At 72.0% G+C, this 23520-nt stretch carries 24 protein-coding genes; 15 read left to right on the forward strand and 9 right to left on the reverse strand.

Features of this window, described 5'->3' with window-relative positions; genetic code table 11:
• Positions 1-2 precede the first annotated feature (2 nt).
• The 5 genes from ACIBTV_RS14700 (at position 3) to ACIBTV_RS14720 (ending at position 4090) form a co-directional block, all read left to right on the forward strand.
• Positions 3-653 carry a TetR/AcrR family transcriptional regulator gene (locus ACIBTV_RS14700; protein ID WP_396704987.1) on the forward strand — a complete coding sequence of 217 codons (651 nt, stop codon included), beginning with the start codon at positions 3-5 and terminating at the stop codon, positions 651-653.
• 59 nt (positions 654-712) lie between these two features.
• Complete coding sequence (locus tag ACIBTV_RS14705; RefSeq protein WP_396704989.1) at positions 713-2035, forward strand: flavin-containing monooxygenase; 1323 nt, start codon at positions 713-715, stop codon at positions 2033-2035.
• Entirely contained in the window at positions 2032-2856 is an 825-nt protein-coding gene (locus tag ACIBTV_RS14710) for an SDR family NAD(P)-dependent oxidoreductase (protein ID WP_396704991.1), read from the forward strand. The genes ACIBTV_RS14705 and ACIBTV_RS14710 overlap by 4 nt, the downstream gene beginning before the upstream one ends.
• Before the next feature lie 144 nt (positions 2857-3000).
• A complete protein-coding gene (locus ACIBTV_RS14715; RefSeq protein WP_396704993.1) occupies positions 3001-3483 on the forward strand; it encodes a DUF1992 domain-containing protein in 483 nt (160 codons plus the stop codon).
• A gap of 49 nt (positions 3484-3532) precedes the next feature.
• Complete coding sequence (locus tag ACIBTV_RS14720) at positions 3533-4090, forward strand: GNAT family N-acetyltransferase (protein ID WP_396704995.1); 558 nt, start codon at positions 3533-3535, stop codon at positions 4088-4090.
• Between the two features lie 42 nt (positions 4091-4132).
• Here ACIBTV_RS14720 and ACIBTV_RS14725 read toward each other — a convergent pair whose 3' ends face one another.
• Complete coding sequence (locus tag ACIBTV_RS14725) at positions 4133-4840, reverse strand: SDR family NAD(P)-dependent oxidoreductase (protein WP_396704997.1); 708 nt, start codon at positions 4838-4840, stop codon at positions 4133-4135.
• A 104-nt stretch (positions 4841-4944) separates the two neighbouring features.
• Here ACIBTV_RS14725 and ACIBTV_RS14730 point away from each other — a divergent pair, with 104 nt between their 5' ends.
• Positions 4945-5784, forward strand: coding sequence for a helix-turn-helix transcriptional regulator (locus tag ACIBTV_RS14730; RefSeq protein WP_396704999.1), 840 nt, complete (start codon positions 4945-4947; stop codon positions 5782-5784).
• Positions 5785-6231: 447 nt separating this feature from the next.
• Here ACIBTV_RS14730 and ACIBTV_RS14735 read toward each other — a convergent pair whose 3' ends face one another.
• The 3 genes from ACIBTV_RS14735 to ACIBTV_RS14745 all read right to left on the reverse strand — a co-directional run bounded on the left by ACIBTV_RS14735 (position 6232) and on the right by ACIBTV_RS14745 (position 9886).
• Positions 6232-6726 (reverse strand): DUF1062 domain-containing protein, encoded by a 495-nt coding sequence (locus ACIBTV_RS14735; protein WP_396705001.1) that lies wholly within the window; start codon positions 6724-6726, stop codon positions 6232-6234.
• A gap of 550 nt (positions 6727-7276) precedes the next feature.
• On the reverse strand, positions 7277-8689 hold the full coding sequence (locus ACIBTV_RS14740; RefSeq protein WP_396705353.1) for an FAD-dependent monooxygenase: 1413 nt from the start codon (positions 8687-8689) through the stop codon (positions 7277-7279).
• A 528-nt stretch (positions 8690-9217) separates the two neighbouring features.
• Entirely contained in the window at positions 9218-9886 is a 669-nt protein-coding gene (locus ACIBTV_RS14745; RefSeq protein ID WP_396705003.1) for a recombinase family protein, read from the reverse strand.
• A 271-nt stretch (positions 9887-10157) separates the two neighbouring features.
• Between ACIBTV_RS14745 and ACIBTV_RS14750 the strand changes: the two genes are divergently transcribed.
• Complete coding sequence (locus ACIBTV_RS14750) at positions 10158-10706, forward strand: RNA polymerase sigma factor (protein WP_396705005.1); 549 nt, start codon at positions 10158-10160, stop codon at positions 10704-10706.
• A gap of 1 nt (position 10707) precedes the next feature.
• Complete coding sequence (locus ACIBTV_RS14755) at positions 10708-11742, forward strand: CU044_5270 family protein (RefSeq protein ID WP_396705007.1); 1035 nt, start codon at positions 10708-10710, stop codon at positions 11740-11742.
• Positions 11743-11814: 72 nt separating this feature from the next.
• On the opposite strand, the gene ACIBTV_RS14760 is transcribed toward ACIBTV_RS14755, so the two are convergent.
• The 3 genes from ACIBTV_RS14760 to ACIBTV_RS14770 all read right to left on the reverse strand — a co-directional run bounded on the left by ACIBTV_RS14760 (position 11815) and on the right by ACIBTV_RS14770 (position 16374).
• The gene (locus ACIBTV_RS14760; protein WP_396705008.1) at positions 11815-12402 is read right to left on the reverse strand and encodes a hypothetical protein; all 588 of its coding nucleotides are present in this window, start codon (positions 12400-12402) and stop codon (positions 11815-11817) included.
• Positions 12403-12718: 316 nt separating this feature from the next.
• On the reverse strand, positions 12719-15682 hold the full coding sequence (locus ACIBTV_RS14765; RefSeq protein WP_396705010.1) for a Tn3 family transposase: 2964 nt from the start codon (positions 15680-15682) through the stop codon (positions 12719-12721).
• 230 nt (positions 15683-15912) lie between these two features.
• Complete coding sequence (locus ACIBTV_RS14770) at positions 15913-16374, reverse strand: HNH endonuclease (RefSeq protein ID WP_396705012.1); 462 nt, start codon at positions 16372-16374, stop codon at positions 15913-15915.
• A 101-nt stretch (positions 16375-16475) separates the two neighbouring features.
• On the opposite strand from ACIBTV_RS14770, the gene ACIBTV_RS14775 reads away from it, so the two are divergent.
• Complete coding sequence (locus ACIBTV_RS14775) at positions 16476-17507, forward strand: aldo/keto reductase (protein WP_396705014.1); 1032 nt, start codon at positions 16476-16478, stop codon at positions 17505-17507.
• 91 nt (positions 17508-17598) lie between these two features.
• Here the strand turns inward: ACIBTV_RS14775 and ACIBTV_RS14780 are convergent, their stop codons facing one another.
• On the reverse strand, positions 17599-18231 hold the full coding sequence (locus ACIBTV_RS14780) for a TetR family transcriptional regulator C-terminal domain-containing protein (protein ID WP_396705016.1): 633 nt from the start codon (positions 18229-18231) through the stop codon (positions 17599-17601).
• A gap of 103 nt (positions 18232-18334) precedes the next feature.
• On the opposite strand from ACIBTV_RS14780, the gene ACIBTV_RS14785 reads away from it, so the two are divergent.
• The 5 genes from ACIBTV_RS14785 to ACIBTV_RS14805 all read left to right on the forward strand — a co-directional run bounded on the left by ACIBTV_RS14785 (position 18335) and on the right by ACIBTV_RS14805 (position 21103).
• A complete protein-coding gene (locus ACIBTV_RS14785; RefSeq protein WP_396705017.1) occupies positions 18335-19051 on the forward strand; it encodes an SDR family NAD(P)-dependent oxidoreductase in 717 nt (238 codons plus the stop codon).
• A 30-nt stretch (positions 19052-19081) separates the two neighbouring features.
• Complete coding sequence (locus tag ACIBTV_RS14790) at positions 19082-19318, forward strand: 4-oxalocrotonate tautomerase family protein (RefSeq protein WP_396705019.1); 237 nt, start codon at positions 19082-19084, stop codon at positions 19316-19318.
• Positions 19319-19528: 210 nt separating this feature from the next.
• Positions 19529-19927, forward strand: a complete 399-nt coding sequence (locus ACIBTV_RS14795; protein WP_396705021.1) for an NUDIX domain-containing protein — start codon at positions 19529-19531, stop codon at positions 19925-19927.
• Positions 19928-19980: 53 nt separating this feature from the next.
• Positions 19981-20622, forward strand: a complete 642-nt coding sequence (locus tag ACIBTV_RS14800) for a GNAT family N-acetyltransferase (RefSeq protein WP_396705023.1) — start codon at positions 19981-19983, stop codon at positions 20620-20622.
• A gap of 37 nt (positions 20623-20659) precedes the next feature.
• Positions 20660-21103 carry an OsmC family protein gene (locus tag ACIBTV_RS14805; protein WP_396705025.1) on the forward strand — a complete coding sequence of 148 codons (444 nt, stop codon included), beginning with the start codon at positions 20660-20662 and terminating at the stop codon, positions 21101-21103.
• Between the two features lie 57 nt (positions 21104-21160).
• Here the strand turns inward: ACIBTV_RS14805 and ACIBTV_RS14810 are convergent, their stop codons facing one another.
• Positions 21161-22597, reverse strand: a complete 1437-nt coding sequence (locus tag ACIBTV_RS14810) for a hypothetical protein (RefSeq protein ID WP_396705027.1) — start codon at positions 22595-22597, stop codon at positions 21161-21163.
• 200 nt (positions 22598-22797) lie between these two features.
• On the opposite strand from ACIBTV_RS14810, the gene ACIBTV_RS14815 reads away from it, so the two are divergent.
• Entirely contained in the window at positions 22798-23445 is a 648-nt protein-coding gene (locus ACIBTV_RS14815; RefSeq protein ID WP_396705029.1) for an ABC transporter ATP-binding protein, read from the forward strand.
• Positions 23446-23520: the final 75 nt, after the last annotated feature.

Raw genomic sequence — 23520 nt, forward strand, 5'->3', positions numbered from 1 at the left:
CCATGACCATGCCCCGACGCCGGCCGGGACGACCCCGCCGCGACGAGACGCGACCGACCCGCGAGGTGGTGCTCACCGAGGCCACCGCGCTCTTCGCCCGACGCGGCTTCGACGCCGTCGGGCTGCGGGAGATCGCGGCGGCCGCCGGCGTCGACGTGGCCACGGTCTCGCATCACCTGGGTACGAAGGCGCAACTCTACGACGCCTGCTTCGCCTGGGTCTTCGCCGCCGAGCGGGAGGTGCTGGAGGCCGCGGCCGAGCGCGCGCGGTCCGCCCTCGCGACCGGGCCGACGGCCGCCCGGCGGGCCCTGCACGACCTCGTCGACGTCTTCGTCGACTTCCTCGAGCAACGCCCGGAGACCACCGCGCTGTGGCTGCGCCGGTGGCTGGAGCCCGACCGGCACGCCGACCTCGACGCCCGCTACGCGACCCCGCTCTACGGCCTGGTGACGGACCTGCTCGGCGCGGCAGCCTCGACCGGCGCGCTGGTCGAGCCGACCCCGCGCGTCACCGCCCGGAGCCTGGTCTGGGCGGTGCACGGGCACGTGGTGGCCCTGCTGGCCGCCGGCACGGCCCGGGAGCGGGAACGCGCGGAGTTCCGCCGCTTCGTGCACCACCTGCTGGACCGCCTGTACGGACCGGTCGACTCTTGACGGAACCGACCGGCGGCGGCAATATCCATCGAACGTTGGATTAATGACCGGGGGGCGGGATGGATGAGCGGCCGACGGTGGCGGTGGTCGGCGCCGGCGCGGCCGGACTCGCGACCCTGAAGGCGCTCGCCGACGCCGGTGTGCCCGCGGTCTGCTTCGAGGCCACCGACCAGGTCGGCGGCCTCTGGGTGTACGGCTCTCCCGGCTCACCCGCGTACCGGACCCTGCACCTGAACACCAGCCGGGGGCGCACCCAGTTCGCCGACCACCCGATGCCCGCCGACTGGCCGGACTACCCCGACCACACCCGGGTCGCCGGCTACCTCGCCGACTACGCGGACCGCTTCGGGCTGCGCGAGGCCGTGCGACTCCGGCACACCGTCGAGCGGGTCACCCACCGACCCGACGGCACCTGGACGGTGCGCGCCGACGGTCCGCAGGGGACGGTCGAGGTGAGCGTCGACGCCGTCGTCGTCGCCAACGGCCACAACCGGGTACCGAAGCCACCCACCCCAGCCCACCCCGGCACCTGCACGGCCGAGCAGCTGCACAGCCACGACTACCGTGGCCCGGAGCAGCTCGCCGGCCGCCGGGTCCTCGTCGTCGGCGGCGGCAACTCCGCGATGGACATCGCCGTCGACGCGTCGTACGCCGCCGACCGGACCCTGCTCTCCCTGCGCCGCGGCGTCTGGGTGGTGCCGAAATACCTGCTCGGCCGCCCGTCGGACACCCTCAACGGGGCGCTGGCCCGACGGCTGCCGTGGCGGCTGCGGCAACGGATCAGCCAGACGATGCTGCGCACCACGGTCGGCGCGCCCACCCGCTACGGCCTGCCCGCGCCGACCCACGGCTTCCTTCAGGACCATCCGACGCTCTCCGACGCGCTGCTGTCCCGGCTGACCCACGGCGACATCGAGGCCCGCCCCGCGATCGCCGGCTTCGACGGGCGACGGGTGTCGTTCACCGACGGCCGCGCCGACGAGGTCGACCTCGTCGTCTGGTGCACCGGCTACCGGGTGGAGATCCCGTTCCTCGACCCGGCGCTGCTCGGCGACGGCCCGGAGGCCCTGCCGCTGTATCGGCACGTGTTCCACCCCGACGCCCCCGGCCTGATGTTCGTCGGCCTCATGCAGTCCACCGGAGCGGCGTTCCCCCTGGTCGAGGCGCAGGCCCGGCTCGTCGCCGGCCACCTCGCCGGCCGCTACGCGCTGCCCGACCCGGCGGTGCAGCGGGCCGCCTGCCGGGCCGAACTGCGGGCGGCGACCGCCCGCTGGGGCCAGCGCCGCCCGGCGATGCGGGTCGACTTCGACGCGTACCTGGCGCAGCTCGGCCGGGAACTGACCGCCGGCGCCCGCCGCGCCCGCACCGGGCACCGGTCGTGAACCGCCTCGCCGGCAAGCGTGTCCTGGTCACCGGAGCCAGCGGCACCTTCGGCCGGCACCTGAGCGCGACGCTGACCGCTGCCGGAGCCAGCGTGGTCGGCCTCGACCGACACCCCACCCCGGACGCCGGCGTGCCGGTGCTGCCCTGCGACCTCACCGACCCCGACGCCGTCCCGGCCGCCGTGCGCGCCGCCGTCGAGCGGCTCGGCGGGCTGGACCTGCTCGTCAACAACGCCGGCGTCGGCGGGCCCGCCCCGGCCGAGCTGCCCCCCGACGACGTGGTGCGCCACCAGCTGGAGGTGAACCTCCTCGCGTCCTGGCGGACCACCGCGGCGGCGCTGCCCGACCTGATCACCGCCCGCGGCCGGGTGATCTTCGTGGCCAGCCGGATGGCGCTGCTGCCGCTGCCGCTCGCCGCCGCCTACGGGGTCAGCAAGCGCGCCCTGGTCGCGTACGCCGACGCGCTGCGCCACGAGGTCGGCACCCACGTCGGGGTGAGCGTCGTCTACCCGAGCATGGTGTCGTCGCCGATCCACGACAGCACCGTCGAAGCCGGCCTGTCGTTGCAGGGCGTGTCCCGCCCGGAGCCGGTGCAGGGAGTGGTCCGGGCCATCCAACGCGCCGCCGCCGCCCGCCGGGCCCCACGGGACGTGCCCACCACCACCCGGGGGCGACTGGAGCTGGCGCTCGCCCGGCACGCGCCCGGGCTGGCCGACCGGCTGGTACGCCGTACCGTGGCCGGGCGCATCGCCGCCGGTGACCTGGACGCCGCGCCGCTGGCCGCCGGGATGGTCCGCCGGGCCCGCGACCGGGCCCGCTGACCACCGTCGCGGGCCCGCGCGGGCGCGTGGTGGCGGCCACCCCCGCGCCCGGCCGGGGAATGCCCCGCGCACGGGTGGACGCTGTGCGTGGCGGTGGGTGCCGGCCGGCGGCGCGTTACCGTGTGACCCGGGGAGGTGTCGGACATGAGCAACATGTGGGAAGCGGCGGTCGAAGCGCAGATCCGCTCCGCCCAGGAGCGCGGCGAGTTCGACAACCTGCCCGGCGCCGGCAAGCCCATCCCCGGCCGCAACCTGCCCTACGACGAGGGCTGGTGGATCAGGAGTTTCATGGAGCGGGAGAAACTCCCCGCCCACCTGCTGCTCCCCACCCCGCTGCAGCTGCGCCGCCGCATCGAACAGGTGCCCGACGAGGTCCGTGACCTGCCCACCGAGCAGGCCGTACGCGCCTTCTGCGCGGTCCTCAACGCCGAGGTCATGGCGTGGCTGCGCACCCCGACCGGCCCCCGCGTGGTGGTGCGACCGGTCGACGTCGACGCGGTGGTCCGCCGCTGGCGCGAGGAGCGCCGCCCCACCACCGCGATCACCGCGCCCCCGGCGGACCCGCCGGCGCGCGCACCCCGTACCCCCTGGTCCTGGCTGCCCTGGCGCCGCCGGTCCGCCGCCTGACGTCGCGGGCGGGTCACCGCGTCGCGGCCCGAGGCGGCAGACTGACCGCATGTCGATCATCCTCCGCGCGCCGGCACGCGCGTCCGCGCCGGAGCTGCTCCTGCGGCCCTGGCGCGACGGCGACCGGGACGCGCTGCTGGCCGCGTACCAGGACCCGGTGCTGCTGCGCTGGACCCGGTTCCACGTGACCAGCGCGGCGGACGCCGACCGGTGGCTGGCGCAGCGGCGGCAGGGCTGGTCGGACGGCACCTCGTTCAGCTTCGCCGTCCTCGAAGCGGACGCGGAGGCCGGCGAGCGCCTGGTGGCCAACGTCGTGCTGAAACAGGTCACCCCGGGACGCCCGGACGCCGAGGTCGGCTACTGGACGGCCGCACCGGCGCGCGGGCGCGGCGTCGCCGGCCGGGCGTTGGACGCGGTGAGCCGGTGGGCATTCGACCGCTTCGGTGACACCGGCCTGACCCGGTTGGAGCTGCTGCACCAGGTGGACAACCCGGCCTCCTGCCGGGTGGCCGAGAAGACCGGCTTCCGGTTTCAGGAGGTGCTGCCCGCCCGGCCGCCGTTCCCGCGCGACGGGCACCGGCACGTCCGGCGCGCCGACCAGGGCTGACGCCTCGGCCGGCAACACAACCCCGGTACCTCGCCGGACAGGTCACCAGGGCAGACGACCCTCGACGTCGAAGTAACCGCCGGTCGGCCCGTCGGGCCCGATCTGCGCCATCCGGACGATGATCTCGGCGCCCTGCTCGACGGTCTGGGTGCCCGTCCGCATGTTCAGGTCCGTGGCCGTGTAGCCGGGCTCCACGGCGTTGATCCGGATGTCCGGGAACGCCTTCGCGTACTGGACGGTGACCATGTTGAGTGCGGCCTTCGACGCCGGGTACGCCACCCCCGGGTAGGCGTACGACGGGGTGCCCTCGGCGGTGACGCGGGTCAACGAGGCCAGACCACTGCTCACGTTGACCACGACGGGGGCGGCGGAGCGCCGGAGCAGCGGCAGGAACGCGTGGGTGACCCGCACCACGCCGAGGACGTTCGTCTCGAACAGCGGCCGCATCGACTCGGCGGTGACCTCCGCCGCGCCGACCACACCCCCGTCGGGCGTCCGCCCCTCGATCCCGGCGTTGTTGATCAGCACATCCAGCCCGCCGTCGGCCTCGACGGCCTTCGCGGAGGCCCGGACGGATGCGTCGTCGGTCACGTCGAGGAGGAGCAGCCGTGCGCCGAGCCGCTCGGCGGCCCGGCGTCCGCGTTCGGCGTCCCGGCTGCCCAGGTAGACGGTGTGACCGGCGGCGACGAGCCGTCGGGCGGTCTCGAAGCCGAGACCCTTGTTCGCTCCGGTGATGAGTGTTGTCGTCATGTCCTCCACGGTCCCGCGCGCCGGTCGGGTCAGGCAGGCGTCCGGTTTTCCTGGGACTGCCGGTACCAGGCAGAACCCGTCGTCCTCGGCGCACACTGGTGGTCATGGCGACGGCGGAGTTCGGGCAGGCGGTGCGTCGCTGGCGGGACCGGGTCCCACCCGAGGCCGCCGGGCTGCCGGCCGGCGGGCGGCGGCGCGCGACCGGGCTGCGTCGCGAGGAGCTGGCCCTGCTGGCCGGGATCTCCGTCGACTACATCACCCGTCTCGAACAGGGCCGCGCCGCCCACCCGTCGGCGCAGGTCGTCGAGGCGCTGGCCCGGGCCCTGCGGCTGGCGGGCACCGAGCGGGCGCACCTGTTCCGGCTGGCCGGGCTGGTGCCGCCGGGCCCGGACACGGTGCCGGCGTACCTCACCCCGAGCGTGCAGCGGCTGCTGGACCGGCTGGCCGGGACACCCGTCGCCGTGTACGACGCCTCCTGGACGTTGCTGCTGGCCAACCCCCCGTACGCCGCGCTGATGGGCGACCCGTCCGGGTGGCGCGGCAACCAGCGCAACGGGGCGTGGCGGCAGTTCCTCGGCCCGGCCGGTCGGGCCCGGTACACGCCGCAGGACCGGCGCGAACTCGAGGCGGCGCTGGTCGGTGACCTGCGCGCCGCCGCCGCCCGCTACCCGGCCGACCAGCGGCTGCGACGACTGATCGCGGACCTGCGGGCCAACAGCGCCCGCTTCGCCGAGCTGTGGGAGTCCGGAGCGGTCGGCCGGCACGAGAGCGCGCGCAAGACGATCGACCATCCGCGGGTGGGCCCGGTGGTTCTGGACTGTGACGTGCTGACGGTGGCGGGCAGCGACCTGCGGATCATGGTCTTCACCGCCGAGCCCGGCACCGACGACGCCGAACGGCTGGCGCTGCTCACGGTGCTCGGCACCCAGGCGCTCGTCGGCTGACCGCCGGCTCCGCGCGGTGCGGTGGAGCGTTCGCGTCGTTGCCCCCGGCCGGTGCGGGAACTAGTCGTCGACGTGACTGCCGGGCCGGCCATGGGCCACGAGCGAGTCGGGTACCCGGCCGCCGGGTGACCGCGCGGCGGGCCCGTGGTCCGCCCGTGTCGCCGACCAGCGCCCCGTCCGGGCGCTCCTCGACCCGCGTCCGGCGCTGCCGACGGGTCACCTCCCGCACGACGGCGAGACAGACCCGGCGGAGGTACGCCGGCAGGTCGACCAGCTCGCCGACGAACCGGAGCGGCACCTGGCGTACGAGGAGGAGCAGCTGGTCCCGATCCTCGACGGCACCGCCTGAGCGACCGTCGCCTCGGGTGCGACGACTCCCGTCAGCCGGGCAGCCGACCGCCCTCGGGCGCGGCCGGGCGGGCCGGATGGTCCGCCCGGCCGCGGGCACTACTCCCCGGCCAGCACGGTGAAGCTGAATCCGGCGGCGGTCGGACGGCGCAGCGGGACGCCGCACGTGACCCGGTGCAGGACTGCGTTCCTGCTGAGGCGCAGGCCGCGCGCGATGATCCGGTCCGGACGCACCGGCACCGGATCGTCGAAGACGACGTCCACGCGCACCGGCCACGCGCCGTCGGGCCACGCCGACGGGCGGGTCAGCTGCCAGGCGCCCGTCCAGTCGAGGGTGTAGTGGTTGCGCCGGGCGAACAGCGGATCCAGCAGCCGGGACGCCACCAGCTCGGGATCGTTGAGCTGGTAACCGCGTAGCTCCTCCGGATCCAACGAGCTGACCGGTGTCCGCTCGTGCACGGCGAATTTGCTCGTCCGATCGCAGGACACGCAGCGGACCAGCAGCCACACGTCCAGCAGCTTGCCGTTGCCGTTGACCCGGAACCGGCCCGCGCCGGTGGTCGCCGACTCCGCCCGGCAATCGACGCATCGCATCGTCAACAGCGGCAGCCTGGTCCGGCGGACGACCCAGGGCAGCACGACATGAGGTGATGAAGACATGATCTCTAGACCTGATCTCTAGACCTGACACGAGGCCGATCACGCGCGGCCTCGGACGCTGTAGGGCCGGGCGCACCAGGGCAGCCCGGCAGGGCCGACGGGAACGTCGGCTACAGGTGAGTGGAGAAAGGTGTCAGGTGTGGAGAGCAGGCGGGGTCACGCGGGTCGTCCTCTGTCCTCACGACGGCGGGGGTAGGCGCAACCTACGGGAACGCGGATGGCGGGCTCAACCGGTTTCGAGCTGGTCCTGTCGGGGGGGGGGCGCGGGGGGGGGGGGGGGCGGGGCGGGGGGGGGGGCCCCCCCGGCGGGGGGGGGGGGGGGGGGGGCCCGCCCCCCCGGGGGGGGGGGGGGGCCCCCGCGGGGGGGGCCCCCCCCCCGCGCGCGCCGGCCGGGGGGGGCGCCCCCCCGTGTTCGCGCGTCGCGCGCGGCGGCGACCCGGTGGGGGGGCCCCCCACCGGGGGGCCCCCCCGACAGCGTCCGGGGTCAGGTGGGCGTGCCGAACCAGCGGGAGAGGTGGTCGTCCAGATCCCGCTGGTCCTCCCCGATCCAGGCGACGTGGCCGTCCGGGCGGAGCAGAACAGCCGGAACGTCCAGCGCCGCACCGGGGTCCGCGAGGTGGTCGACCCGGTCCGACCAGTCGCCGACGGTCAGGCGTTCGGTGCGGTCCAGCAGCAGGCCGTGGCCGCCATGCAGCAGCCCGTAGAGGCGGCCCGGCGTCACGTCGAGGTCGGGCAGGCGGCGGCCGAGCAGGTCGGGGCCCGGGCCGAAGTCGTAGCGGACGCCGATGCCGGTGATCTTCTCGAGCAGGCGGTGGTTCACCTCGTCGATGTCCATGAGTTCGGTGAGCAGCCTGCGTACGGCCCGCGGGCCCGGCCCGTCGGAGAGAAGTTCCGTCTGGGCGCGGGTGTTGTCCAACACGTCCTCCGCGACCGGCCGACGTTCGGCCTGGTAGGTGTCCAGCAGGGTCGCCGGCGCCCAGCGGCGAACCTGTGCGGCCAGTTTCCAGCCGAGGTTGAACGCGTCCTGGACGCCCAGGTTGAGGCCCTGCCCGCCGATGGGCGGATGGATGTGCGCGGCGTCGCCGGCCAGCAGCAACCGCCCCACCCGGTACCGGTCGGCCAGCCGGGTGGCGTCCCCGAAGCGGGACAACCAGCGCGGGGAGTGCACGCCGAAATCGGTGCCGGCGACGGCACGCAACTGTCGTCGGAAGTCCTCGATGGTGGGCGATTCGGCACGGTCGCTGACGCCCGCGGCGGGAACCACGACGCGGTAGACCCCCGCGCCCGCGGGTCCGAGCATCAGCCGCTTGTCGGTCTCGCGGATCTCGGCCGCCCTGGCGGCGATCTCCTCCGGCGGCACGTCCGCTTCCATCTCACCCATCAGCGTCTCGTTGCGCGAGGGCTCGCCCGGGAAGCCGACGCCGAGCAGTTTGCGCACCGTGCTGCGCGCGCCGTCGCAGCCGACGAGATAGCGCGAACGCAGCTGCTCCCCGTCGGCCAGGTGGACGGTCACACCCTCGTCGTCCTGCGCGACGTCGATCACCGCACACCCGTGGCGGACCTGGGCGCCCAGGTCGATCGCGTGTTCCTCGAGCAGGTGGACGATGACCGGCTGCGGGATGCCCAGCAGGTACGCGTGCGCGGAGTCCAGGTTCGCGGGCGCGGGCTTGTCGATGGCGGCGAAGTAGGCGCCGGCGGGACGCTGCCGTCCGCGTTCGCGGATGCGCTCCAGCAGCCCGCGCATCGCCATCAGTTCGAGGCTGCGGATGTGCAGACCGACGATGCGGACGAACGACGCCGGCTCGGTGTCCTTCTCCAGCACGAGGACGCGTACGTCGTGCAGCCGCAGCTCGGCGGCGAGCGTCGCACCGGTCGGACCGCAGCCAACGACGATCACGTCGTAGTCGAGAGCGCGGTCGGGGCCGGCGGTCGGGGAGGGGAGTGCGGGGACTTCGCGCGCGACCGTCTCGTCCGACGACGGCTCGGCGGTGCCATGGGCAGAGTGCACAGGTGTTGCCTTCCGGGAGAGCCTCACGGGGAGGCGCTCCCGGCGACACCTACGTCAGTCGCCCGGCCGTGACGGGACGGGGAGCACCCACATCGATACAGCGTTCATGGGTCTCACCTCCTCGGGCGGTGTCACGGGCACCTGGACGTTACAAGCCTGAGCAGCCCTCGTCCACTGCTTCCCCGGCCATGCCGCCGCCGAAGTCTCCACAGTCATCGCTCGCGCGGGCGTGCCTCATTATCAGATTGTCATTAACGGTAATCCGATAATTGGTTCGGACATCCCTGGACATATCGTCGCTGCATCATAATGACAGTTAAGGTGCGTAATGAGTTAGAGTGGTGTGGGCGCGCTCAGGACCGGGGGTGCCGGTAAGAAACGTGTCACCAGATCCAAACGGCGCTGATCCTGGATGGGTCAGCTGGTGGTGCCGGCGGAAAGCTGTCTGCGGGCTCGGCCGGCGGCACGCAACTCGCGCAGGTCGGGGATGTGGTTGTAGAGGGTGCCGGGGCTGACGCCGAGCAGCCGGGCGATGGCGGTGACGCTGGCGTCGGGGTTGGGCAGCATATCTCGGGCGGCGCGGATGATCTCGGGTGTGATGACGCTGGGGCGGCCGCCGACGCGGCCGCGGGCGCGGGCGGCGGCCAGGCCCTCGCGGGTACCGGCGACGATCAGCTCGCGGATGAACTCGGCGAGGGCAGCGAAGACGTGGAACACGAGCCGGCCGCCCGGCGTGGTGGTGTCCAAGTTTTCGTGCAGCGAGGTAAATCCGACGCCGCGCCCGCGCAGATCCCCGACGGTGGCGATGAGGTCTTGAAGCGAGCGGGAGAGCCGGTCCAGGGACGGCACGACCAGGGTGTCACCGGGGTGCATGAAGTCCAGGCATGCGACGAGCTCGGGTCGGTCGGTGTCGCGGCCGGACTGCTTCTCGGCGAAGATGCGCCGGCAGCCGGCGGCGGTGAGCGCGTCGAGCTGGCGTTCGAGCTTCTGTCCGCCGGTGGAGACGCGGGCGTAGCCGATGCGGATGTTGGTGAGTACCGCCGGTTCGGCGGCGAGGAGTTCGGTGGGTTTCAGCGCACCCGTCATGACCGTGATCTTCTCAGAAAACGGTCCTTGGGCTGTTGTTGAACGCGCTGGTTTTTGAAGGAGTTTTTGAAGGCAGATCAGGGCGGTTTCGACGCCGATCGGATGATCTTCAAGAAACGATGGTTTGTTGACGATGCGAGGCGGCAGCCGCAGGTGGCGGCCGGGCGGTCAGTGGTCAATGACCGAGGCGTCTGACGCTCTGGGGGTGAGTCTCTCGTTGCTGGTTGTGATGTCGCGGGTAGTGCCGGACATAAGCACAGTAGGAGGTGCCATGGACGCCAGCGAAGATCGGTTCACCGAGTTGTACGCACGTCATCACGGTGACGTGTGGCGGTATGTGGCTCGGCGGGTCGTCGGGTCTGACGTCGGCGACGTGGTTGCCGAGGTCTTCCTCGTCGCGTGGCGCCGCCTGCGTGATGTTCCTGCGGAGTCCACCCTGCCGTGGTTGTACGGGGTGGCTCGGCTGGTGCTGGCCAACGAGGCCAGAGGCCGTCGACGGTGGCGGGAGTTGACGCTGCGCGTTGCGGCGGAGCCGGATCAGTCGGTGGTGGCGGATCACGCGGACGAGGTGATCAGCCAGCGTGATGTCGCGATGGCATTTGATCAGGTCCCGGAGGCCGATCGGGAAGTTCTTCGGCTGGTTGCCTGGGAGCGCCTGACCGCTGCCGAGGCGGCGGTCGTTCTCGGGTGCTCGCGGGCGACGTTCGCGATGCGGCTGATGCGCGCCAGGCGGCGGCTTCGGTCGAGGCTGGGTGTGGTCGGTGTCGAGGCGGGGCGGACGCCGCGGACGGCGCCGTCGATGTCGAATTGGGGTGGATGAGATGAACGCCGTCAATGAGGTGCGTCAACTGTTGAGCGGCTTGGATCCCGCACGGGATAGCCGGCCCGAGGACGAGGAGCGTCGCGCGCGCGACCTGACGCGCATTCTCGCCTCCGAGCGCGCCGAGGGCCCTACCAGACGGACGGTGCCGCGACGTCGTCTCGTGCTGGCGGCCGGCGGAGTGGTCCTGGCGGTGGCTGCTGGTGGGGTGGCGCTGGAGACGGCTCGGGAGCCGCAACCGGCGTACGCGGCCACCCCCGCGATCCTCACCTACGGTCCGCCAGCGAGCGCGGAACCGGCCCGTACTCGGCTGCGGCGCTTGGCGGAGGTGGCGGCGGGGCAGCCAGCGCCGCAGCGGCCGGCCGGCACGGTGGAGCACCTGGAGTCGGCAAACTGGTTCCTGAACTCATCGATTACCGGCGGACGGACGACGTCTGCTGTCGTACCAGAGCAGTGGCGGTCCTGGCGGACCGACGACGACGCCGGCCGGATGGTCAAGAAGGCACTACCCCCGACGTTCCGCTCCGAGGCTGACCGCCGGGAGTGGAAGAGGCGCGGCGGCCGGATCGACTCGTCGGAGAATACGCGCGACTACGCGGCTGGCGAGTTCTACAGCCGCTGGCAGGGCGCAGTACCTACGGACGCTGCCGCGCTACGCGAGTGGCTCACCGCGGGCGCGTCCGCCCACGAAGCCCCAGTGCAGTATCTGGAGGCCGTCGCCGAGCTCGCGGGCGTGCGGCTGCTGAACCCGGCGCAGCGCGCGGCGGCGCTCAGACTTCTCGCTGATCTTCCGGGTATTACGGTGACAGGCACTGTCACCGACCGTGCCGGGCGGTCCGGGGAGGCGTTCTCGATCACGTCCGACGCCCACGGCCTGCCGGCCCAGTACACAATGATCGTCGATCCTGGGTCCGGTGCGTTGCTCGGGTACGAGGCGGTGTTGACCGAGAGGGCGGGCATGTTGAACGTCACGATCCCCGCGGTGATCACCTATCGGTCATACCTGGTCGCCGAGTACGCCGCCATGCCCCGCTGAGACGAGTTCGGGTGGGTGGCGTCCCAGCCGCCACCCATCCGACGTGGAGGTATTGCTGATTCGGTCAGGGCATCAGCCGTGGATGTCCTCGGCCCGATCGTTGTAGCTGCCCAGGTTCGCTGACGCCGTGCAGTCGGTCATCGTGTAGTTGTTGCCGGCGCCGTCGCCGAGGGTGCCGCTGTCGCTGCCCGAGCACCCGAAGATTCCGCCGCCCTGGTTGTCCGTGAACGACGACGTAATGTCCACGAACCCCCAGTTGTCCAGGTCGTGCCAGTACTCGTCGTTGAAACTGAGCTTGCGCCCCCCGAAGCTTGCGTGCTCGTAGATGCACAGCCAGTCCTCGTCACACCCGTTCCAATCGAGGGTGCCAATGGGACCGCCGGCACCCCGCGACGCGCTGGTCGACGTGGCGAGAGAAGCCAGGTCGGCCTTCTCCTCTTCACGGGAGGCGTAGCAGCGCACCTCGGTGCGCGACAGGACGGCGCATGCCTGCGCGCCTTCCCAGCTCTTGGACAGGTCGATGGTGCGGCCCTGGAACGAGGCGAGCGATGTTTCGCTGGGCGCCTGACTGGATGGGCTGGCGATCGCCGGGCTCGCGAGGCCGGTCACGCCGAGAGCGACGACTACCGCGCTGGCGAGTAGCCTGGTACGTGTCCTCATGGAACCTCCTCTGAACAGGAAATGAGGGCGACAGCGGCCGCGGTGTGGCTGCACCACGGCTGCGAACTGTTCGTCTCTCCAGCGGCTGACCGCTGGAGAGACGAACAACCTTGGCCCCGAAGCTAAACCTCGACCGTTATCGACGCGACCCCGTAAGGCGGGTAGGCGAGGTTTGCCTCGAAGGTCGCAAATTGCACTTACGGTAGTCACATCGTCACCATGAAGTGATGCCGCCGGCCGACGATCTCCTTGCCGACCCAGGCTCTGGCCAGCGTTGCCGGGGCACAGCCTGCAACCTCGCCCGTTCGGTTGTTCCTCAAACCCGGAGCGCAGCCGTGCCGAGCGCGAGGCGATGGCTCATGTCGAGCTTGACCTCGCCGTATGGGGCAACGTGGGTCCAGAACAGCGGGGTGAGGCCGCGCTGGTCGGCGTCGGTTAACAGCGTCGCCCACTCGTCGTCGGCGAGCACGTCCTGGACCATCAACGTGTTGACGTAGACCAGGGCGGCTTGCAGCACGCGCAGGCACAGCACCGAAAGTTCCTGCTCGTCGCGGCGGTTGGTGGCGATGTCGCCACCCTTGCCGAAGAAGATCACGCTGTTGGCGCGGTTCCACGACTCGACGACGTTGAGCCCTTCGTTGATCTCACGTTGCAGGTCCCGGTCGCGCAGGTAGCGGGCGACGAAGATGGTGCGCTGGGCGCGGCCGACCTCGATCATCGCCTGGTAGGTGGGGTGGATGGCATTGGCGCGGGTGAACCGGCGCAGGATCGCCTCGGTGGAGGCGGTGCCGGCGCGGATCGCCGTCGCGTATTTGATCATCTGGTCGTACTGTTCGGCGATGATCTCCCACCGGATCGGCCTCGTAAGCGCCGGCGCCAACCGCGGGTAGGCGTCGGGTTCACCGGCGGCCGGCCGGTACAGGCGGACCTTGTTGATCCGTTTGATCCGCGGGAGTAGGTCGAAGCCGAGCAGCCGGGTGATGCCGAAGCCGACCTCGGACTGGCCGTGGGAGTCGACGTAGTTGCCCTCGACCTCCATCGTGGTGCCGTGCCGCATCGCCCCCTCGATCATGGCGGCGACCTCGGAGGCGGAGCAGTTGATCAGTTGGGAGTGGATGGCCATGCTCTTGCGTTCGATGTGCCAGTAGATCAGGACGCCGCGGCCGCCGTAGCGGGAGTGCCACTCGGTGAAGATGTTCTGGTCGAACGCCCCGAAGTGCGTCGAGTCCGACGCGACGGCGGTGGAGCTGGCTCCCCAGACGGTCTGCGCCCGGGCGGCGAAGGTGGCGTTGGCGATCTCAACCGCGATCGTTCGGGCCACCTCGGCGGTCAGGTACCGGCGACGCACGTAGCGGATGTCGTCCTCGCTGTGGCCGTGCTGGGCGCTACCGGCGATCGCCCGGATACCGGTGTTGGTGCCGTAGGCGTAGATGGCCAGCAGCAGCCGCTCCGCGAGGACGTCCGCCGCCAGGTCGCCGCGACCGGCGGCGGCGGTCACGCCGGCGAGGCAGCCGGTGCGCAGCACCGCCTCCTTCAGCATGTCGACCAGCGGCACGATGCCCCACCGGGCCCGGACCTCGGCCTTGAGTCGCCGCAGGTTGCGCGGCTCCGGGGCGGCATCTAGGTCGGTCAACTTGATCGGGCCCTGCTTGCCCCGCTCCGCGACCTCCAGCCAGGCCAACTTCGGCACCGCAGCGTCCAGCGCGGCCAGCTCGGTACGCATCTCTTCGCGCATCTGGCCGATGAACGCGGTCGGATCCAGCGGCTTTCGCAGCGCGGCGTAATGCGCGGCGCGGTGGGCCTCGAAGTCGGCGGGGAGGTCCTCGTCGGGGTTGCGCCACCGGTCGGCGCCGACGACCCAGATCTCCTTGCACCGCAGCCGTTCCCGCAGCGCCTGGAAGGTGCAGATCTCGTACACGTTGCGGACCACCCGACGGCCGCTCCTACCCGTGTCGGTGAACACCAGCGATGTCCAGTCCCCGAGCAGCCCCTTGTGGGTGGGTACCGTCTCGCCGGCCGGGTAGTAGGTCAGCCGCGCGTCGGCGTGCCGTTTGATCAGGTCCAGCGCGTCCAGCACCGGCCGGTGGGTGGCATTGTTGGACCGGAACTCGAGCACGTCCAGCAGCTCGATCAGGCCCCGCCGGTAGTGGTTCGAGTACGAGGCTTTCAGGGTGGTCTGCACGGTGCGCCGATACACCGGGCCCTTCGTCTTGAACTCGTGCACCAGCTCGCGCAACGTCTGCTCCCCACCCGCGACCGCCGGGTACACCACGCTCCGCACCGGGTCATCCGGGCGGTCCAGCGAGGCTTCGGCGATGGCGAACAGGATGTTCTCCTTGCCGGTGACCCGCTTGAACGCGTTGACCAGCTCCTCGGTGACCTTCTTGTCCGCCCGGGCGCCGATGCGATGCACGGTGGCGATCAGCAGCTCCACGAGAGCGTCGGTGATCTCCCGTAGCCGGGCGTGCAGCAACGCCGCGAGCAGGGTCAGCATCAGCGGCTCCGGATGATCCCGCAGGTGCGACGGCGACTCCACCGCCGCCCGCGCCCGCCAGGACGCGACCACGCGCGGGGCGACATCGGCGAACAGCCCACGGGGCAGGCCAATCGCGCGGACCGCCCGCAGCTTGCGGATCTCGGTGAGCATCGAATCGAGGCTGACGTTGCCCGGCACCGATTTGATCAGCGCCAACACCGAGTCCCCGCCGGTGTCGTCGTCGGGCACGTCGACCGCGACCAGGGCGCGCAACCGGTCGGCGACGTCGATGGGCAGCCGGGCCACTATCCGGCCCGTCAGCCTCTGCTCGGCCTGGTGCAACGCCGAGCGCACGATCCGGTCGACCCGGCCGGCCGCCGGCGGCTCGATCCGCTCCGCCCGGCAGCGCACCAGCAACTCGTCGCGCACCAACTCCGGGCGCCGCTCGGCCTCGCATACGTTCGCCGCGAGCCACTCGATCAGCTTGTCCGCATCGGCCACCGAGCACTCCCGGAAGCCCAGGTGCGCGCGGATCTGCGCCCGGTGGTAGGCGATCGTGGAGCCCGACCACTCGTAGAAGCGCAGCTCGGCCGGATCCACACCGACCTGGCGGGCTACGAACTCCACTGCCTCGTCGGGCAGTTCGCCGCGGCCGCGCGGGAACCGCCCAGCCCGCGTGTAGAACTTCAACAACAGCGCGAACCCCAGCCTCGTCGGCCCGCGCTTGCCGGCAGTTAGCTCCCGCTCGTCATCCAGCAGCGTCCAGTGCTCGACAAGCTCATCCAGATCCAGCGATCGGGCCACGGCCGAACATCATCTCGTAGCGCGGTACGCACACGCAGCCCCCGAACCGGCTTTGCGAGGGCTAATGCCCAAGATCAGCGCCGTTTGGACCTGGTGACACGTTTCTTACCGGCACCCGAACGCCCGCCGGGTCCGATCCGACGAAGACGCGTTGCCGCCGCGACTGACCCGGGAGTGACACCCCACCGTCTGACCCCGGTCGCGCTGTCCGAGCGCGGTGCAGGGCTGGGCTACGAGCGCCCGTACGCGGCGCGTGCCTGAGCCACCGCGGCGGCCTCGCGTTCACGCCACCGGCGCTGGGCTTCCCGGTTGCACGCTCGGCAGACCCGGCGGAACCGGCCGGTCTCCGGGTCGAGTTCGCGCTGGTGGCCGTTGCGGCACAGGGCCGACTGGGTGCGGTTGCGGCTGGCCTCGGCGCGGCTGACCTGGCGCAGGTGGGTCGGCTCGATGCAGTCGGCGGCACCACAGGTCTGGTCGACGTCGAGGGTGGGGTCGTAGTCGCCGACGAGGACGACGTACGCGGCGATGTGCGCCCACGCCCGGCCGGCGACCTTCTGGTGGACCCCGCGTCGCGGCCCGTAGCCGTGGATGACGAGGCAGCCGTTCTCGCCGCGGTGGGAGCGTTCGAGCAGGTGGGCGCGCAGGGACTCCGCGGTGAAATGCCGGGACAGACCCTTCACGGCCGAGAGCACGAGCTCACCGTACCCGCGGGTCGTGGCCCCGAAAACCTCGCTGTGCACGCGGCCCGTCGCGGTGCGAAGATCAGCTTGTCTACTCGGACCGGAAGGACGACATGCGTTATCGCACTCTGGGCGCCACCGGAACGGTGGTGTCGACCCTGTGTCTGGGCACGATGACCTTCGGAGCGGAGACCGACGAGGCGGGCAGCTTCGCCCAGCTGGACCGGTTCGTCGAGGCCGGTGGCACCTTCATCGACACCGCGGACGTCTACTCCGCGGGCGTGTCGGAGGAGATCGTCGGCCGCTGGCTGCGGGCGCGGCCGGGCCTGCGTGACCGCCTCGTCATCGCGACCAAGGGGCGCTTCCCGATGGGCCCCGGCGGGAACGACGCCGGCCTGTCCCGAGTGCACCTCACCCGCGCCCTGGACGCCAGCCTGCGTCGGCTCGGCGTCGAGGCCGTCGACCTCTACCAGGCGCACGCATGGGACCCGCTGACCCCGCTGCCGGAGACGCTGCGGTTCTTCGACGACGCGGTGCGCGCCGGCAAGATCCGCTACGCGGGGGTCAGCAACTTCACCGGTTGGCAGTTGCAGAAGGCGGCCCTGCTCACCCAGCACCTCAACCTCACCCCGATCGTGACGCTGCAGCCGCAGTACAACCTGCTGGCTCGGGAGATCGAGTTCGAGCTGGTCCCGGTCTGCGAGAACGAGGGCATCGGCATCCTGCCGTGGTCGCCGCTGGGCGGTGGCTGGCTGACCGGCAAGTACCAGCGGGACAGCACACCCACCGGCGCCACCCGCCTCGGCGAGAACCCGCAGCGCGGCGTCGAGGCGTACGCGGGTCGTAACGCCGACGAGCGCACCTGGCGGGTGCTCGACGCGGTCCGGCGGGTCGCCGGGGAACGCGACGCGTCCATGTCGGCGGTGGCGCTGGCGTGGCTGGCGGCCCGTCCGGCGGTCACCTCGGTGATCCTCGGCGCGCGCACCACCGAGCAGCTCGACGACAACCTGACCGCCGCCGACCTGGTGCTCGACGCCGAGCAGATGCGGTTGTTGGACGAGGCGAGCGCCCCGCCCGTGGGCGACTACCCGTACGGCGCGGCGGGCGTGGCCCAGCGTGGCCGGGACCTGCCGGACCCGTCCTGACGGTGCCTCCCGGCCCCGACGCCGTGGACCACCGGCTCTCCGCCGTCGAGCTGGCGAGGTGGACGCTCTGCTCGCCGCCGGGCGGAGCCGGTCAGTCACCGTCCTGGTCGATCGCGGCGCGCTGCTGCGGCGGCACCTGGAGCAGGTCGAGGCTGTTGTGCCACAGCAGTTCGAGCTGGCCCGGATCGTTGAGCAGCTTCGCGAGCAGCGCGCGGCCCTCGATCTGGGCGACCAGCGACCGCGCGGCCTCGCGGGCGTCGACCGACGGACCGGCCTGGCCCTGCTCCTTCGCCTCGACGACCGCCTGTTCGATGAGGTCGATCTGGGCCTCGAAGATCTCCTCGAGGCGGCTGCGGATCTCCTCCGTCTGGTTGCTGAGTTCCAGCGTGAGGTTGCCGAAGAGGCATCCGACCACCCGGCCGGCCTCCCGCTGCCCGATGCGCTGCACCTCCTCGGTGGCCTCGAACAGGTCGCGAAGGCGCCGTAGCGGGTCGTGGTCGCTGCTGAGCAACTCGACCCACTGGCGCCGCTGGTTCGCCCAGTGCTCGTCGATGACGGCGAGCGCAAGAGCCTGCTTGGACTCGAAGAAGTAGTAGAAGCTGCCCTTGGGCACTCCCGCCGTGGCGCAGATCTCCGCCACGCCCAGCGCGGAGTACCCGCGCTGCTCCAGCAGCCCGGCCGCCGCCACGAGGATCTTGTTCCGCGCGTCACTGGTCCGTCCCATGGCTTTGAGAATACACGACCGGTCGGCTAGCTTTTTGTCGACCAGTCGTCTACCAGACGCCGGAGCCTCGTCAGCGCGGGACTCCGGCCAGGGAAGGATCACCATGAGCACCAGTCAGGGACAGAAGGTCGCGCTGATCACCGGCGCGTCGCAGGGCATCGGCGCCGGCCTGGTGGCGGCGTACCGCAAGCTCGGGTACGGGGTCGTCGCCACCTCGCGCTCGATCGGTGACGCCGACGATCCGGGGATCGTCACCGTCCGCGGCGACGTCGCCGACGCCGGCACCGCGGAGCGGGTGGTCGGTGCGGCCCTGGACCGCTTCGGCCGCATCGACACCCTGGTCAACAACGCGGGGGCCTTCGTCGCCAAGCCGTTCACCGACTACACCGACGAGGACTACGACCTGGTCACCGGGATCAACCTCGCCGGGTTCTTCCACCTCACGCGGCGCGTCCTGCCGCACCTGACGGCCGCCGGCGGAGGACACATCGTCACCATCACCACCAGCTTCGTGGACCAGCCCAACTCCAACGTCCCGTCCGTGCTCGCGTCGCTGACCAAGGGCGGCCTCAGCTCCGCGACCAAGTCGCTGGCGATCGAGTACGCGAGCCGCGGCATCCGGGTCAACGCGGTCGCGCCCGGCATCATCAAGACCCCGATGCACCCGGTGGAGACCCACGAGGCACTGGCCGGGCTGCACCCGGTCGGTCGGATGGGCGAGACCAGCGACGTGGTCGACGCCGTCGTCTACCTCGAGTCGGCGCCGTTCGTCACCGGCGAGATCCTGCACGTGGACGGCGGCCAGAACGCCGGGCACTGACCCACCGACCGTTCGGAGAGGACCACTGCGATGCCGATCGTCACGATCCAGATAACCCGCGAAGGCAGCACGCCGGACGCGTCCGCGGCGACCGCGCAGGAGAAGGCCGCCCTCATCAAGGGCGTGAGCCAACTGCTGCTCGACGTCCTGAACAAGCCGTTGGACTCGACCTTCGTGGTGATCGACGAGGTCGACGTCGAGAACTGGGGACGGGGTGGGCTCCCGGTCGACGAGTTCCGACGGCGGGAGAGCCCGCGCCCGGAGTGACCGCCGTGCCGGTATGGCGGGGAGCGTGCCGGGCGCGGCTCAGGCGGTCAGGGCCGGACCGCGATCTGAGCCGCGCCCGGCACGCCGTCTCCGCGTCCGGTCCCCGGCGTCCGGACCCGCCGGCGCTGGGGACCGACGACGCCGACGGTGCCGGCCGCGAATCACCGAGGCGGGTAGTCTGCTGCGGGCTCGGCGACGAGGGAGGCCACCGTGACCGTCATCGACAAGATCGCCTGGATTCGGCTGGAGAACGGCGCGATCCTCAGTTCCCGCTCCCGCGGCAAGGACGTCTACTACCTCCCCGGCGGCAAGCGGGAACCGGGTGAGAGCGACCTCGACACCCTCGTCCGCGAGATCCGGGAGGAGCTGAGCGTCACCATCGCCACCGACAGCGCCGCGCACGTCGGCACCTTCGAGGCGCAGGCCCACGGACACCCCGACGGCACCGTGGTCCGGATGACCTGTTACACCGCCGACTACCGTGGCGCCCTGCGGCCCGCCAGCGAGATCGAGGAGATTCGCTGGCTCAGCCACGCCGACCGGGACCGGGTCTCCCCGGTCGACCAGATCATCTTCGACCATCTGCACCGGACCTCCGGCCTGCGCTGAGGTCGGCGAAAAATCGGCTCCCGTGCCGGGATCGACCATGAGATCGTCGCCCCATGCCGCAACCGATCTTGCGTACGGACCGTCTGCTGCTCGTTCCGCTCGCCGACCGGCACCTCGACCTGGAGGTCCAGCTCGACTCCGACCCGGAGGTGCTCCGCTACCTCTTCGGCCGGGCGCGATCCAGGGACGAGGTTGTCGCGTCCCACGCGAATCGGTTGGCGATGGCGCGCACGGTGGACGGCTTGGGCTACTGGATGGCCTTCGGCTCCGCCGGCGGTGCGCGCGGTTCCACGCCGCCGGCGCGGGAGGACGACGGGGAGTTCGTCGGGCTCATGATGCTCCCGCCGGCGCACGGGCCCGACCAACCGGACGACCCCACCGTGGCGGAGCTGGGCTACCGTCTCGTCCGCCGACACTGGCGCAAGGGCCTGGCCAGCGAGGCCTCCCGCACCCTGCTGCGGCACGCCTTCGACACCGTCGGACAGCGCCGGGTGATCGCCCAGACCATGGCCGTGAACGCCGGGTCCCGGGGCGTGATGGAGGCCGTCGGCATGCGCTACGTGCGTACGTTCTTCCCGCGCTGGGACGACCCGCTGCCGGGCTCCGAGTCCGGCGAGGTCGAGTACGAGATGACCCGCGACATGTGGGCGGCCCGCCGTGAAGGCCGCGAAGACGCCGGGCCGGGGGACCGGTGACGGCGGGAGCCGGATCACCACGAGGTAGCGTCCGGGCATGAGTGAGGACAGCTTCCGGTCCGTCGAGATCGAGCGCAGCAGCGTCGGGCAGTACGTCGTGCGCAACGTTCGCGGCGGATCGTTGTCGATGGGCACCGGCGGAGACGACAGCTTCACCCCGGTGGAGCTGCTGCTGGCGGCGCTCGGCGGCTGCACGGCGGCCGACGTCGACTACGTCACCAGTCGCCGCGCCGAGCCGACCGGCTTCACGGTCGAGGTCACCGGCGACAAGATCAAGGATGAGACCGGCGGCAACCGGATGCGGAACCTGCGGCTCGCCTTCACGGTGACGTTCCCCGAGGGCGAGGACGGCGACCGGGCGCGGGAGGCGCTGCCCCGGTCGCTGCGGCAGTCGCACGACCGGCTCTGCACCGTCTCCCGCACCGTTGAGCTGGGTACGCCCGTCACCGTCGTCGACACGACGGCGGCGGCGGCCGACTGAGGCGCGTCGCGACGCCGAGGGCCCGGATACGGACCGGGCCCTCGGCGTGCGCGGACGTCAGGGGGCGATTCCGACGACGCCGATCCGACTCCACGACCGTTCCTGGACGCTGGTCATCGCCGGCCACCGCAGCCCGCCCGGGCGGGGGTTGACCCGCGAGGCGTACGCGGCCGGGTGGAAGTCCGGGTCGTAGCGGCAGCCGGTGTCGTAACGGGCGTCGAACCGGGCGCAGGACGCCGCGATCGCACCCGCCGTGGGCTTACGGCCGGTCCGCACCCAGGCGTCGAGGGCGGCGATGGAGGTGGCGTACTCGGCGGTGCTCAACTCGCTGTGCTCGCTCTCGCGGGTGAAGGTCTGCACCAGATGGCGGTCGCGGTGCGCGCCGCGGAGGGTCTCCCGGTAGGCGGCCTCGTGCTCGACGAACGCCGTCGGGTCGTCGATCGCGTGCAGGGTGAGCACGGGGATGGCGACATCGCCGGTGAGGTCGCTGTCGTACGACAGGTCGCGCCGCGCGGTCGGGTCGGCGGCGAACCGCTGCACGCCGGCGTTCAACGCGACGTCGTCGTGCGACCCCGAGTACCAGACGCCTCGGTTGTCGAACGGGTTGCGGCCGCCGAGTCGGGTGTGAACGATGTCGCGGAACGTGAACGTCGCGAAGCGCAGGTGGGACTCCAGCGTGCGCTCGGGGATGCGCGTCACGGCCAGGATGTCGTCCAGGTTGCGCTGCTGCTGCGCGGTCCGCTCGGCCGGGGCCAGGTCGTAGCCGGTGCACTCCCGCAGCCGGGCGCGCAGCCCGGTGGTGGTCATCGTCGAGTCGGCGCGCAGACCCTGCCACAGCGGATACTCGGGTTCGGTCGGCCGCGGGTGGTTGCGGCAATAGAACTGGTAGACCACGCGCAGGTCGACGCGGTAGTCGTAGCCGCGGGACCCGCCGCCGAGGACACCATTGGTGAGCAGGGCACCGTCGTACGGGCCGTGCGCGCCGCCGTACGTCTCGACGACCTTCGCGGCGACGTTGCCGCCCCACGACTGGCCGTGCAGGTACGTCCGCTTCGGCGCACCGAACGTGCGGACGAACAGCCGGCGGACGTTCTCGGTGTCGACGGCGGCCATCCGGGTGCCGTAGCCGCCCCGCCGGTAGGACGATCCGGCCCAGGCGTAGCCCTCGTCCACCATCACGGCCCACCGTCCGAGGTCCTCGGTGCTGCGGCCGGGATCGGAGGCGTCGCCCAGATCGGGCCCGCCGTGGGCGTGCACGACGAGCGCCCCGTTCCACCGGTGCGGAACGGCGATCGCGTAGTACGCCCCGTTGGCGTCCTGGCCGGTGTAGCAGGTGGCCTTGCCGGCCAGACCGTCCGGGCAGTCGCTGGGCGCCGGGTGCCCGCCCGAGGCCTGCGCGGCTGGTGCGGCGCCGAGCGTCGCGGCGGCCAGTGTCGCGAGGCAGGCGGCCAGTGCCGCCGTGCGGCGGCGTCGGTGCGTGCTGGGTGGGGTCATGGTGTGGCTCCTCGTCGCGTCCCGACGGCGGGTCGCCGCCGGTGGTGGTGAGGACAGCTAAGGAGTCGGCGCGTCGAAGATGATCGTTGCGTTCATATTGGTCGGCTGGTGCCCGTGATCGGAGCGGGAGCCGGCCGGGGCGTTGTGCGATGCGCCCGCCGCGTGACACCCTGCGGACGCCGAGGCGAAGGAGGGTGTCGATGTTGGCCGTCCAGGACGTGACGCTCGGGTACGCGGACGGGCCGGCGGTCCTCGGTGCCGTCTCGGTGGCCGTACGCCCCGGGCAGGTGCTGGTCGTGACCGGCCCGTCCGGAGCGGGGAAGACCACCCTGCTCAGCGCGATGGCCGGTCTGCTACCGCCGCGGGCGGGCGCGGTGGCGGTGGACGGGCAGCGGCTGCGCGACCGCGACCACGCGGTGGAGCGCAAGGTCGTGCTCATCCCGCAGGACAACGGGCTGGCGCCGATCCTCACCGCGGCGGAGAACGTGCACGTGGCCCTCGTCGCGTCCGGTGTGGCGCCGGCGCAGGCGCGTCGGCTCACCGCCGCGACGCTGGACCGGTTGGGCCTCACGCCCCAGGCGGACCAACTCGTCGACGAGTTGTCCGGCGGCCAGCAGCAGCGCACGGCCGTCGCCCGCGGCCTGGCCCTGCGCGGCGCGGTCGTGCTCGCCGACGAGGTGACCAGCGAGCTGGACGCGGGCAACCGGCAGCGGGTGCTGGACCTGCTGCACGAGGAGGCGCGGCGGGGCGCGGCCGTCGTGTTCGCCACCCACGACCCGGAGGTGGCAGCCGCTTGCGAGGCGGAGCTTCACCTCGCCGACGGCGCGGCGGTCCTGCGCCGGGGCTGACCGCGGCCGCCGGTAACCGGACGGTATCGATTCGCAGGCGGGGGACGGTGGGTGTCGCCCCGGCTACCTAGCATC

Source organism: Micromonospora sp. NPDC049366, assembly GCF_044466625.1.
Lineage (GTDB): Bacteria > Actinomycetota > Actinomycetes > Mycobacteriales > Micromonosporaceae > Micromonospora.

Excerpts from the sequence above, each read along its gene's own strand:
- ACIBTV_RS14700 (WP_396704987.1), top strand. The coding sequence starts at position 3 with ATGACCATGCCCCGACGCCGGCCGGGACGACCCCGCCGCGACGAGACG.
- ACIBTV_RS14705 (WP_396704989.1), top strand. The coding sequence starts at position 713 with ATGGATGAGCGGCCGACGGTGGCGGTGGTCGGCGCCGGCGCGGCCGGA.
- ACIBTV_RS14715 (WP_396704993.1), top strand. The coding sequence starts at position 3,001 with ATGAGCAACATGTGGGAAGCGGCGGTCGAAGCGCAGATCCGCTCCGCC.
- ACIBTV_RS14720 (WP_396704995.1), top strand. The coding sequence starts at position 3,533 with ATGTCGATCATCCTCCGCGCGCCGGCACGCGCGTCCGCGCCGGAGCTG.
- ACIBTV_RS14725 (WP_396704997.1), bottom strand. The coding sequence starts at position 4,840 with ATGACGACAACACTCATCACCGGAGCGAACAAGGGTCTCGGCTTCGAG.
- ACIBTV_RS14730 (WP_396704999.1), top strand. The coding sequence starts at position 4,945 with ATGGCGACGGCGGAGTTCGGGCAGGCGGTGCGTCGCTGGCGGGACCGG.
- ACIBTV_RS14735 (WP_396705001.1), bottom strand. The coding sequence starts at position 6,726 with ATGCGATGCGTCGATTGCCGGGCGGAGTCGGCGACCACCGGCGCGGGC.
- ACIBTV_RS14745 (WP_396705003.1), bottom strand. The coding sequence starts at position 9,886 with ATGACGGGTGCGCTGAAACCCACCGAACTCCTCGCCGCCGAACCGGCG.
- ACIBTV_RS14750 (WP_396705005.1), top strand. The coding sequence starts at position 10,158 with ATGGACGCCAGCGAAGATCGGTTCACCGAGTTGTACGCACGTCATCAC.
- ACIBTV_RS14755 (WP_396705007.1), top strand. The coding sequence starts at position 10,708 with ATGAACGCCGTCAATGAGGTGCGTCAACTGTTGAGCGGCTTGGATCCC.
- ACIBTV_RS14760 (WP_396705008.1), bottom strand. The coding sequence starts at position 12,402 with ATGAGGACACGTACCAGGCTACTCGCCAGCGCGGTAGTCGTCGCTCTC.
- ACIBTV_RS14775 (WP_396705014.1), top strand. The coding sequence starts at position 16,476 with ATGCGTTATCGCACTCTGGGCGCCACCGGAACGGTGGTGTCGACCCTG.
- ACIBTV_RS14780 (WP_396705016.1), bottom strand. The coding sequence starts at position 18,231 with ATGGGACGGACCAGTGACGCGCGGAACAAGATCCTCGTGGCGGCGGCC.
- ACIBTV_RS14785 (WP_396705017.1), top strand. The coding sequence starts at position 18,335 with ATGAGCACCAGTCAGGGACAGAAGGTCGCGCTGATCACCGGCGCGTCG.
- ACIBTV_RS14790 (WP_396705019.1), top strand. The coding sequence starts at position 19,082 with ATGCCGATCGTCACGATCCAGATAACCCGCGAAGGCAGCACGCCGGAC.
- ACIBTV_RS14800 (WP_396705023.1), top strand. The coding sequence starts at position 19,981 with ATGCCGCAACCGATCTTGCGTACGGACCGTCTGCTGCTCGTTCCGCTC.
- ACIBTV_RS14805 (WP_396705025.1), top strand. The coding sequence starts at position 20,660 with ATGAGTGAGGACAGCTTCCGGTCCGTCGAGATCGAGCGCAGCAGCGTC.
- ACIBTV_RS14810 (WP_396705027.1), bottom strand. The coding sequence starts at position 22,597 with ATGACCCCACCCAGCACGCACCGACGCCGCCGCACGGCGGCACTGGCC.
- ACIBTV_RS14815 (WP_396705029.1), top strand. The coding sequence starts at position 22,798 with ATGTTGGCCGTCCAGGACGTGACGCTCGGGTACGCGGACGGGCCGGCG.